Source organism: Paenibacillus sp. GM2, from assembly GCF_900069005.2.
GTDB lineage: Bacteria > Bacillota > Bacilli > Paenibacillales > Paenibacillaceae > Fontibacillus.
This window is the reverse complement of sequence record NZ_LN831272.1, coordinates 156416-166434: the sequence shown is the minus strand read 5'-3', so window position 1 is coordinate 166434 and position 10019 is coordinate 156416. Positions and strand designations below refer to the sequence as shown.

Below are 10019 nucleotides of genomic sequence, written 5' to 3'. Positions count from 1 at the left end.
CCTTGAAGACGACGAGGTTGATAGGCCTGAGGTGGAAGTGCAGCAATGTATGGAGCTGACAGGTACTAATCGGTCGAGGGCTTATCCAAAAAACATCTAAATATGCAAAATGAGTTTCGTATCCAGTTTTCAGGTGATCAAGCCTGATAGTTAATGTTCCCTGATAGCTCAGTTGGTAGAGCACTCGACTGTTAATCGAGTTGTCACAGGTTCGAGTCCTGTTCGGGGAGCCATTATGGAGAGGTGTCCGAGTTGGCCGAAGGAGCACGATTGGAAATCGTGTAGGCGTCACAAGCGTCTCGAGGGTTCGAATCCCTCTCTCTCCGCCATAATTATCTTGTATGTTATATTTAATGTAAGGCCCGTTGGTCAAGGGGTTAAGACACCTCCCTTTCACGGAGGTAACAGGGGTTCGAATCCCCTACGGGTCACCAAGTATGGAGGCTTAGCTCAGCTGGGAGAGCATCTGCCTTACAAGCAGAGGGTCAGCGGTTCGATCCCGTTAGCCTCCACCATATATTCTAATTGACGCGGGGTGGAGCAGTCCGGTAGCTCGTCGGGCTCATAACCCGAAGGTCGTAGGTTCAAATCCTGCCCCCGCAATTAGCTTTAATTTTATAGTGTGGAGCCGTGGTGTAGAGGCCTAACATGCCTGCCTGTCACGCAGGAGACCGCGGGTTCGAATCCCGTCGGCTCCGCCATTATTCCTAATTACGGAATAAGAGTATTGATTTATCAACAAAATATGATATAATTTTTGTTACTGTCATTATTATTTGGCTCGGTAGCTCAGTCGGTAGAGCAGAGGACTGAAAATCCTCGTGTCGGCGGTTCGATTCCGTCCCGAGCCACCATAACATAAATAATGACAAATGCCGGTGTAGCTCAATTGGTAGAGCAACTGACTTGTAATCAGTAGGTTGGGGGTTCAAGTCCTCTCGCCGGCACCACGTGGAGGCTTAGCGAAGTGGCCAAACGCAGCAGACTGTAAATCTGTTCTCGTACGAGTTCGGTGGTTCGAATCCATCAGCCTCCACCAGTTATATAGGGGCATAGTTTAAAGGTAGAACAAAGGTCTCCAAAACCTTTGGTGTGGGTTCAATTCCTGCTGCCCCTGCCATTTTTCAAAAAAAGAAAAGAATATTTATTATGGCGGTCGTGGCGAAGGGGTTAACGCACCGGATTGTGGCTCCGGCACTCGTGGGTTCAAGTCCCATCGATCGCCCCATTTCAATTAAATGAATATTATTGGGGATTAGCCAAGCGGTAAGGCAACGGACTTTGACTCCGTCACTCATAGGTTCGAATCCTATATCCCCAGTATTTATATGCGGACGTGGCTCAGCGGTAGAGCATCGCCTTGCCAAGGCGAGGGTCGCGGGTTCGATTCCCGTCGTCCGCTCCATCTATATTATGGCGCCATAGCCAAGTGGTAAGGCACAGCTCTGCAAAAGCTTTATCCCCAGTTCAAATCTGGGTGGCGCCTCCATTTGTTTTTTTGCGGGAGTGGCGGAATCGGCAGACGCACAGGACTTAAAATCCTGCGGTAGGTGACTATCGTACCAGTTCAAGTCTGGTCTTCCGCACTGTTTGAACTCATGCGCCCTTAGCTCAGCTGGATAGAGCGTTTGACTACGAATCAAAAGGTCAGGAGTTCGAATCTCTTAGGGCGCGCCATATAACTAAATTAAATGTGCCGGTGTGGCGGAATTGGCAGACGCGCGCGACTCAAAATCGTGAGGGAAACCGTGGGGGTTCGAGTCCCTTCACCGGCATCACACAGACGGGTTTATAAAATTGCTTAAGAGCAGTTTTATAAACCCGTTTTTGTTCTTCTTATAAATAATCCCTGCAAAATACTCCCGAAAGCATACCGTTGACTTGGATGCTTTCGGGAGCTACTTGTACGATGAAGAAGTTACAGCTGAATCTAATATAAGCTAGCTTCTCGCCCGCTGATCCATCCGATAGGTCTTCACCGCCGGAGGGGTATAGCTTGCGAATTGGTCCAGAATACCACTTGGGGTAGTGTCTGTAATGACCATGGAGCGATAGTTATCGTGCATGAATCTCTCTTGGGCCATATGATCGAACAGAGCGATCAGGGAGTCGTAATAATGATGGATGTTTAAAAGCCCGCATGGCTTATGGTGCAATGCTAATTGCCCCCAGGTCAAGATCTCGAAGTATTCCTCCATCGTTCCGGGACCCCCTGGCAGGGCGATAAAGCCGTCAGCCAGTTCAGCCATCTTTGCCTTCCTCTCGTGCATGGAATCCACGATGATCAGCTCTGATAAAGTCGTATGAGCGATCTCACGGTCCTGCAAGAAGCTTGGGAGAACTCCTATCGCACGTCCGCCTTTTTCAAGGACAGAGCTGGCTACCTCACCCATGAGCCCGACGCTTGCGCCGCCGTAAATCAATGCAATGCCGCGTTCCGCCAGTTCATAACCTAACGCCCGTGCTCCCTCTTGATACACCGGGGATGCTCCAATACTGGAGCCGCAATATACTGCTATACTTTTCATAGTTCGGCTTTCTCTCCTTCATTTGAATATCTGCCTTTTAATTTGGCTTGATGGGATAGACATATTTCTTCCAGAGAGATGTCGTATCTGTTTGCAATAATCATTAAATTACCGAGCACATCTCCTAATTCCTCGATCAGTTCCTGTCGGTTCTCTTCGAATGTGCCTTCGATTTCATCCGGCCGGTCTCTGCCGATCTCCAATGCCCGAATGGCTCTTGCCACCTCTCCGGTCTCCTCTGCAAGGAAGCCGATGCGTACGAAGATGTCCAGATCGGACCAGCCTCTGTCCTTATAATGCTGCTTCACCCATTGCTGAAATTCAGTTATATCCACTTCAGAACCTCCACTAAAAAGACTAACATTCGGAACGAATGTTCCCTTTTCAGTATATCTTATTATTACTTCAAATTGGAAGCAATAAATGATTTATGAGCAAGTAGAGGAGGGGTCACTGGATAATACGATGAATGTGAAGCAAATATGCCTTCCGATTCAGCGGATTAGGACGGCTTCTGGATTTTTCCGGGGGTGCGCCTTCGATGGGATAATACTCTCCCGGCTTAGTGGAGAGAAAGCCTTCACCCCCTGTAAAAGAATACAACATCTGCTTCAGCGAGTCAGTATTACGCACCGGAAGGGCTCCCTGCAGGCTATATCCGTTAGGTTCCGGGATGGGATCGGAGAATGTGGCCTGCAGCCTAGTTAAATGATATAGGGCCTTATTCAGGCTGGATTCGGGAATACGCAGAAAATAGTTGTGGTAAGGCTCATAAACCAGCGTACTTGCTTCATCAAGAGCCTTCATCAGGACTAAAGGCACGAGATTACGAAAATCGCCAGCGGTTGTCACCGGGCTGGAGTATCCCGTGTGTGTCAGCGTAACGACCAAATCTCTTACTTCCCATCCATGCAGTCCTTCACGTAGTGTATCTTCAACGGTGTCTTTAATCGATCTTTGAAACGGCAGGGGCAGCGAGCCGAGCTCTACTTCCCGGCGATATTGCAGTCCTGTGCCGGCGGCGCCGGGCTCAATTCGAAAGCCTATCGTGGCGTAGAAGGGGTTGCCTGCCTCGCCGATAAATTCAACAGAAGACCCTGTGGATACAGGTCTTTCTATGCAAATGACTTCGGGATTGGAGAAGTTCGCTTCAATCCCAAATTCACTTTTTAAAGTTTCTTCAATCACTTCTTTTTGAATATCTCCGAAAATTTTGATGCTCATTTCACGAGTTACAGCGTTCTGCGCGTATTGAATGAAAGGATCTTCTGCGGTCAGGTCCTCTAGTGCCTCATGCAGGCGATGAGTGTCCTCGATTTGCCGAGCGGCAATCTGGATTCGGATCGGTGGTTCCTGAAAGGCAATGACCTTTATCCGATCAGAACGCTGTCCGAGAATATCCCCGATCCGTAAATCCGAACCGAACAGCACAGCTATATCTCCGCTGTACACGCAGGAGACTGATGTTCTTCCCCCGAGCTCCAAGGTTTCGAGCTTTTTGATTTTAAAGCTGAATTTCTCTTCCGCATCTGTTCGAATGATGTCAACTTCGCTGCGAATGGCCAGGAAGCCCTCGTAGACCCTGATATAAGCCAACCTCTCACCGGTGATACTCTTTTCCACTTTGAAGACAATAGCAGAAAGGGGACCTTCTTCATGTTCTTCATGGTGAAGGTTCACCGGGAAGAATTGCCGAAGATACTGCAATATCCGGTCAACGCCGATCCCTAGAGCAGCAGAGCCCGCAAGCACGGGAAAGATCCGGGCCCCCTGTGTCTGCACACATAATTCTGTAAACAACTCACTGTCCTGAACCGTTACATTCTCGATATAATTGGATAACAGACGCTCATTATGAGCGGATAAGCGCTCGATCCATACATCTATGTCTATCTGGCGATCTGCTATTGCAACGTCAGGGCAACCTTCATTACTGATTTGCGTTAGCTCAATAACCGCATCCGTAAGGGAAAGTTTGATTTCCTCTATTACTTTGCTGTAATTGGCACCGAGGCGATCCATTTTATTAATGAACAGCATCGACGGGATTCCCAGATCGGTCAATGTGTTCATCAGCACTTTGGTCTGCGACTGTACCCCTTCAACCGCGGAGATGACGAGAATTACCCCGTCCAGGATACTGAGCGAGTGCTCTACTTCGGATATAAAATCGGCATGACCCGGTGTATCGATCAGGTTGATTTTTACGTCGCCGACCCAGAAGGATACCGCAGAAGCTTTGATGGTGATTCCCCTTTTCCGTTCAAGTTCCAGGGAATCCGTTATTGTGTTCCCTTTATCTACGGAGCCAACCGCATTAATAATGCCGGTTTCAAGCAGAATACGTTCCGTTAAAGTCGTCTTTCCAGCGTCAACATGGGCCAGTACCCCTATATTTATCGTTTTCATGATATAACCTCACTATTATATTCATTGGATAGAATGTTCCTTTCGTCATATCATTTTTGAATTGCCGCATGTACAACGCCTCCATTTATTTAGGTTGAATTTAGTGTAGCATCATTTCTAATATTTTAATTGCATAGCATGTGAATTAATGTAAATTATGAATGGAAACTTTAGTTATAGTTGTTTTCGGAATGTGAGAACACGTAGAATAAGGAAATAGAACTTAGAGGAAGGCAGGTGGACGGATTGATCATCAGCGCCAGCAGAAGGACGGATATTCCCGCTTTTTTTGGAGATTGGTTCATGAAAAGGATAGAAGAAGGTTATTTCTACAGGGTGAATCCGTTCAATACCAAGCAGGTCAGCGGCTTTAGCCTGAAGCCAGAGGATGTGGACATAATCGTGTTCTGGACGAAAAATCCGCGGCCTTTTCTGAAGCATCTGCCTACACTGGATGACAAGGGTTATAGCTATTACTTTCAATTCACGTTAAATGATTATCCGTCTGAATTCGAGCCTAATCTTCCGACGCTGGACAACAGGGTGGAGGTATTCAAACGGCTAAGCCAGCAAATTGGTTCCAACCGGGTAATATGGCGTTATGACCCCATTATTATTAGCAGCTTAACGCCAGTGGAATATCATCTGCAGCGGATTGAAGCTCTGGCCCGGCAACTGAACTCGTATACTCATCGCCTAGTAATCAGCTTTATGGATTTCTATGGGAAGACGGAGAATAAAATCAAGAAGCAGCCCGGCCTAAATGATGTTTCTTTTACGGATATAACGAAACCCGAATATCAAGGGCAGCTTGAAGAGATAGCACAGCAGATCAGCCGCATTGGTAATGCTAACGGAATGCAGGTCGAGACCTGCGCTGAGGCTGTTGAACTGGCGCATTGCGGTATTCAGCATGGGAGTTGTGTAGATGGAGAATTGATTTCCGGACTGCTTGGTAGCGATATTCAGGCCAGGAAGGACAAAAACCAACGGGGAGCCTGTCAATGTGTCGAATCGGTGGACGTTGGAGTATACAACACCTGCAAATTTAATTGTATTTACTGTTATGCGGTGCAAAGCGAACAAGCGGTGGATAAGACGTTGAAGCACCATAATCCCGACAGTCCGTCCCTAATTTATCAGTATGATCAAGAGATTGATATCAGAAAATCTTAATTCGATAATTCCTTCAAGGCTGCTTGTCAAGTGTCCAGCATCACCGTACAAATTTTTTCGTTATGTTATACTCTCTGGGCATATTCGAAAATCGTTGGTTTGGCCCCTTAGCAGGAGGGTTTTACAAAAAAAATTGTATGAAGGATGAACGAAATGCTAGTAATTAAGCGAGATGGTTCAGAGGTTGCGTTCAATCAACAGAAAATTATTGATGCGATTTGCGCAGCTATGAACAATACGGAGAAGAAGGTAGATTTGGAGCTTGCACATAAATTAGCGGACAAGGTGACGCACAAGATCTCCAAACTCGATAAAGTAGACATTGAGCATATTCAGGATGAAGTTCAGTCTGCACTTATGAATAGTAGAAGAAAAGACGTCGCTGAGGCATATATCGCCTATCGTGAGGTCAGAACCTTGAAGCGGCGCGAGCGCAGCAGCCTGGATCGGAAGGTGCTGGGATTGCTCGAGCTGACGAATGAAGAGGTGCTGAAGGAGAATTCCAATAAAGACGGGGCGACGATTCCGACGCAACGCGATTTGTTGGCCGGAATTATGGCCAAGGATTTCGCTCAGACCTACATGATTCCTAAACGGGTGGTTGAAGCTCATAATAGCGGTGATCTGCATTTTCATGATCAGGACTACAGCCCGTATTTTCCAATCTACAATTGTATGCTGATCGATCTGAAGGGGATGCTTGAGAATGGCTTCAAGCTCGGCAACGCTCAGATCGAGACGCCAAAATCAATTACTACAGCGACTGCGATTACTGCGCAGATTATTGCCCAGGTAGCCAGCCACATCTATGGTGGGAATACGATTAATGAAATCGATAAAATTCTGGCGCCTTATGTCCTGGAATCCTTCAAGAAGCACTATCGCAAGGGATTGGAATGGCTATATATGCTGGAGGAGTCCGAGATCAACGAGCTCGATATCTCTTGGGAGAATGAAAAATTGCACGAGAAATACCCTCGATGCCTGGACTATGCGAAGAAGCTGACGGAAAAAGAGACCTTTGATGCCTTTCAATCTCTTGAATATGAGATTAATACGCTCGTGAGCGCTAATGGGCAGACCCCGTTCAGCACGTTTGGCTTTGGCCGCGGCTTGTCTTGGGCTGAGCGTCAGATTCAGATTTCTATTCTACAGAACCGGATCCGCGGTCTGGGCAGGGACGGGAAGACGGCTATTTTCCCGAAACTGATTTTTGCTATCGAGGATGGCGTTAATTTGAAGCCCAGCGATCCTAACTACGATATTAAGCAGCTGGCTTTGAAATGCAGCACGCTGCGCATGTATCCGGATATTATATCTGTTCCGAAAGTGAAGGAGATTACGGGTTCCTTCAAATTTCCAATGGGCTGTCGTTCTTTCCTGGGGGTATATGAGGAGAATGGAGAGCTGCTGCATGACGGACGCTTCAATATGGGGGTTGTGACCGCTAATCTACCTCGTATTGCCATCCGTGCTCAAGGTTCGGAGGAGAAATTCTATCGGCTTCTGGACGAGCTGCTGGAGGCTTGTAAAGAAGGGCTGCTCTATCGGATTGAGCGGCTAAAAGGGGTTAAGGCCAAGGTGGCTCCGATTCTGTACATGGAGGGGGCGGCGGGCAGCCGGCTTCATGCGGAAGATACGATCGATCACTTGCTAGAGAATGGCCGGGCTAGCATTTCGCTTGGTTATATCGGTATTCATGAGACGATGATGGCCCTATACGGCAGATCTATCTTTGAAGATGAAGTGCTCCGTGCCAAAGGTTTGGAGATCGTCAAATATTTAAGTCGTAAAACAGCGGAGTGGAAGGAAGAGACGGGGTACGGCTTCAGCTTGTATTCAACCCCTGCGGAATCCTTATGCTATCGCTTCTGCAAGCTGGATGAGGAGAACTTCGGTGTAATTCCTGGCGTGACGGATAAAGGGTATTACACGAATTCCTTCCATCTTGACGTAAATAAGAAAGTGACTCCGTTCGAGAAGATTGAATTCGAGCGGGTATATCCGCAGCATGCAAACGGCGGCTTTATCACTTACTGCGAGTTCGATTCCCTGGTGAATAATCCGGAAGCATTGGAGGCCGTATGGGATTACGCCTATGAAAGAGTGCCTTATTTCGGGACCAATACACCAACGGACAAATGTCTCGAATGCGGCTATGAGGGGGAGTTCGAAGCGACTAACAGCGGATTCAAATGTCCGAACTGCGGCAATAGCAACCCGAAAACTTCATCCGTCATCCGGCGCTGCTGCGGTTATTTATCGGAGCCAAGCCAACGCCCGTTCAACGTCGGTAAACAGAAGGAAGTTCTGTCCCGTGTTAAGCATATGTGATGGCTATGTATATTGCTGATTATAAGAAGTTTGATGTCATTAATGGAAAAGGGCTGCGCCATTCGCTGTTTACTTCGGGATGTACGCATCACTGCAAGGGTTGCTTCAACGCGGCTACCTGGAATTTTAACTACGGGACGCCTTATACCAAGGAGCTGGAGGATCGGATCATCGCCGATTTGAATATGCCGGATGTGAGGATAGCGGGGCTATCCATATTAGGAGGCGAGCCCTTCCAGAATGTGGAAGGCCTGTCCCCGTTAATCTCAAGGGTCCGCCGCGAATGCCCGGGTAAGGATATTTGGATCTGGTCCGGGTATACCTTCGAGGAGATTGTTGCGGATGCCCCTAAGCTAAAGCTGCTGTCAGACTGCGATGTTCTGGTCGACGGCAAATTTATACTGGAAGAGCGAAATTTGAAGCTGAAGTGGCGTGGTTCAAACAATCAGCGAGTCATTCATATTCAGGAAAGCCTGAAGGCGGGGCAAGCTATTTCATATGAATAAATAAGGAGAAGCCGCTCTTTCCGTGATCAATGGAGAGAGCGGCTTCTTAATTAGCTTTTGATCGTGATTTCACTATGGGGATCGCAATTTTTGACAATGGATTTGAGACGGTTGAGCTCCCAGCGATGGCATTTGCAATGGAGCGCAGCCTCCTGACCCGAGGACGGTTCCTCATAGCTTGGGTCGCGGTTCAAATAAAGTGCGATCTCTTGCCGAATTTCTTCGCTTTTACGGCTGCTGATCATTACAGAGACATGCAGCCTGATACCGCGGAGCGATAGTTTGACCGATTCAAATACAAAAATATAAGCGATAACGGAATGCGTTGCCTGTTCAAAGCCAAGCAGCCAAATGGCACTGATGAATATAAGGCAGTTGAACAACCAGATCATTGCCTCTGTCGAGATTGGCAATTTGCAGTGTAGCCAATCGAATAGCTTCTCCGAAGCATCCAGAGCCCCACCGAAGCGAATGGCGATTCCGACCCCAAAGCCCAATGATAATCCGCCAGCGAGTGCAGCCGGAACGGGGTTACTGGTAAGCGCAGGGAAGGGATGGAGCATAAATGATCCGAGCGAGAGCACAAGCAGCCCGAGGATGGATAGAGATGTGAAGCCGCCGATTCGCTTCCAGCGCTGCAGCATAAGCAGCGGCAGATTAAGCAGAAATAAGAACAGGCCAAGCCTCATCTCTGTGTAAAAGGCGAGTAATGCCGATAGTCCGGTCATTCCGCCTACGATGATTCCGTGTGGCATCAGGAATAGCTCCAGGCCGATAGAAGCGAGCAACGCTCCGGCAATGACACCCAATACCCTCGTAAGCCGCCGGGAGTCGGGAACTCTGGTGTGAAGCTGTCGCTTCACAGGAGAGAATAACGTGAATTTGCCGTTCAAGTTCATTTCCCCTTTCCAAACCGTATTGCCTGGCGAGATAGTGATAAAATGCTATCCGAAAAGCAGCGGTTTAGGAAGGAAGGTTCTCTTCCTGAAGTATGCTTTGTTAGACCAGGCGTTGGTGATAGGGTACATCAAGTCTGTGAACATATTGCCCATGGAAAATATTAATC

7 protein-coding genes, 17 tRNA genes and 1 rRNA gene are annotated in these 10019 nt (G+C 47.8%); 21 read left to right on the top strand and 4 right to left on the bottom strand.

Features of this window, described 5'->3' with window-relative positions; genetic code table 11:
* From BN1360_RS00980 to BN1360_RS00895, 18 genes are all read left to right on the top strand, one after another.
* Nucleotides 1–89, top strand: a 23S ribosomal RNA gene (locus BN1360_RS00980); the annotation flags it as partial.
* A 68-nt stretch (nucleotides 90–157) separates the two neighbouring features.
* Nucleotides 158–233 (top strand) — tRNA-Asn (locus BN1360_RS00975).
* 4 nt (nucleotides 234–237) lie between these two features.
* A tRNA-Ser gene (locus BN1360_RS00970) sits at nucleotides 238–329 on the top strand.
* 30 nt (nucleotides 330–359) lie between these two features.
* Nucleotides 360–434: transfer RNA gene (locus BN1360_RS00965), tRNA-Glu, on the top strand.
* Nucleotides 435–439: 5 nt separating this feature from the next.
* Nucleotides 440–515 (top strand) — tRNA-Val (locus BN1360_RS00960).
* A 14-nt stretch (nucleotides 516–529) separates the two neighbouring features.
* A tRNA-Met gene (locus BN1360_RS00955) sits at nucleotides 530–603 on the top strand.
* Between the two features lie 21 nt (nucleotides 604–624).
* A tRNA-Asp gene (locus BN1360_RS00950) sits at nucleotides 625–701 on the top strand.
* Between the two features lie 77 nt (nucleotides 702–778).
* A tRNA-Phe gene (locus BN1360_RS00945) sits at nucleotides 779–854 on the top strand.
* Between the two features lie 20 nt (nucleotides 855–874).
* Nucleotides 875–950, top strand: a tRNA-Thr gene (locus BN1360_RS00940).
* Between the two features lie 3 nt (nucleotides 951–953).
* A tRNA-Tyr gene (locus BN1360_RS00935) sits at nucleotides 954–1039 on the top strand.
* Nucleotides 1040–1046: 7 nt separating this feature from the next.
* A tRNA-Trp gene (locus tag BN1360_RS00930) sits at nucleotides 1047–1120 on the top strand.
* A 32-nt stretch (nucleotides 1121–1152) separates the two neighbouring features.
* Nucleotides 1153–1228 (top strand) — tRNA-His (locus BN1360_RS00925).
* Nucleotides 1229–1249: 21 nt separating this feature from the next.
* A tRNA-Gln gene (locus BN1360_RS00920) sits at nucleotides 1250–1321 on the top strand.
* A gap of 9 nt (nucleotides 1322–1330) precedes the next feature.
* Nucleotides 1331–1405 (top strand) — tRNA-Gly (locus BN1360_RS00915).
* A 10-nt stretch (nucleotides 1406–1415) separates the two neighbouring features.
* A tRNA-Cys gene (locus tag BN1360_RS00910) sits at nucleotides 1416–1489 on the top strand.
* 11 nt (nucleotides 1490–1500) lie between these two features.
* A tRNA-Leu gene (locus BN1360_RS00905) sits at nucleotides 1501–1586 on the top strand.
* Between the two features lie 14 nt (nucleotides 1587–1600).
* Nucleotides 1601–1677, top strand: a tRNA-Arg gene (locus tag BN1360_RS00900).
* A gap of 18 nt (nucleotides 1678–1695) precedes the next feature.
* Nucleotides 1696–1775, top strand: a tRNA-Leu gene (locus BN1360_RS00895).
* A 165-nt stretch (nucleotides 1776–1940) separates the two neighbouring features.
* Here the strand turns inward: BN1360_RS00895 and BN1360_RS00890 are convergent.
* The 3 genes from BN1360_RS00890 to BN1360_RS00880 form a co-directional block, all read right to left on the bottom strand.
* The gene (locus tag BN1360_RS00890; RefSeq protein WP_068778045.1) at nucleotides 1941–2528 is read right to left on the bottom strand and encodes an LOG family protein; all 588 of its coding nucleotides are present in this window, start codon (nucleotides 2526–2528) and stop codon (nucleotides 1941–1943) included.
* The gene (locus BN1360_RS00885; RefSeq protein ID WP_068778044.1) at nucleotides 2525–2863 is read right to left on the bottom strand and encodes a MazG nucleotide pyrophosphohydrolase domain-containing protein; all 339 of its coding nucleotides are present in this window, start codon (nucleotides 2861–2863) and stop codon (nucleotides 2525–2527) included. The genes BN1360_RS00890 and BN1360_RS00885 overlap by 4 nt, the downstream gene beginning before the upstream one ends.
* A gap of 115 nt (nucleotides 2864–2978) precedes the next feature.
* Complete coding sequence (locus BN1360_RS00880; RefSeq protein WP_068778043.1) at nucleotides 2979–4937, bottom strand: elongation factor G; 1959 nt, start codon at nucleotides 4935–4937, stop codon at nucleotides 2979–2981.
* A 237-nt stretch (nucleotides 4938–5174) separates the two neighbouring features.
* Here BN1360_RS00880 and BN1360_RS00875 point away from each other — a divergent pair, with 237 nt between their 5' ends.
* The 3 genes from BN1360_RS00875 (at nucleotide 5175) to nrdG (ending at nucleotide 8953) form a co-directional block, all read left to right on the top strand.
* The gene (locus BN1360_RS00875) at nucleotides 5175–6113 is read left to right on the top strand and encodes a DUF1848 domain-containing protein (protein WP_267490875.1); all 939 of its coding nucleotides are present in this window, start codon (nucleotides 5175–5177) and stop codon (nucleotides 6111–6113) included.
* Between the two features lie 153 nt (nucleotides 6114–6266).
* Entirely contained in the window at nucleotides 6267–8447 is a 2181-nt protein-coding gene (nrdD, locus tag BN1360_RS00870) for an anaerobic ribonucleoside-triphosphate reductase (RefSeq protein ID WP_148466493.1), read from the top strand.
* A 5-nt stretch (nucleotides 8448–8452) separates the two neighbouring features.
* Nucleotides 8453–8953: an anaerobic ribonucleoside-triphosphate reductase activating protein gene (gene nrdG / locus BN1360_RS00865; protein ID WP_256872394.1), complete on the top strand. Its 501-nt coding sequence runs from the start codon at nucleotides 8453–8455 to the stop codon at nucleotides 8951–8953.
* Nucleotides 8954–9003: 50 nt separating this feature from the next.
* Here the strand turns inward: nrdG and BN1360_RS00860 are convergent, their stop codons facing one another.
* Complete coding sequence (locus tag BN1360_RS00860; RefSeq protein WP_195714211.1) at nucleotides 9004–9846, bottom strand: YitT family protein; 843 nt, start codon at nucleotides 9844–9846, stop codon at nucleotides 9004–9006.
* Nucleotides 9847–10019 lie beyond the last annotated feature (173 nt).

Excerpts from the sequence above, each read along its gene's own strand:
- BN1360_RS00890 (WP_068778045.1), bottom strand. The coding sequence starts at position 2,528 with ATGAAAAGTATAGCAGTATATTGCGGCTCCAGTATTGGAGCATCCCCG.
- BN1360_RS00880 (WP_068778043.1), bottom strand. The coding sequence starts at position 4,937 with ATGAAAACGATAAATATAGGGGTACTGGCCCATGTTGACGCTGGAAAG.
- nrdD (WP_148466493.1), top strand. The coding sequence starts at position 6,267 with ATGCTAGTAATTAAGCGAGATGGTTCAGAGGTTGCGTTCAATCAACAG.
- nrdG (WP_256872394.1), top strand. The coding sequence starts at position 8,453 with ATGTATATTGCTGATTATAAGAAGTTTGATGTCATTAATGGAAAAGGG.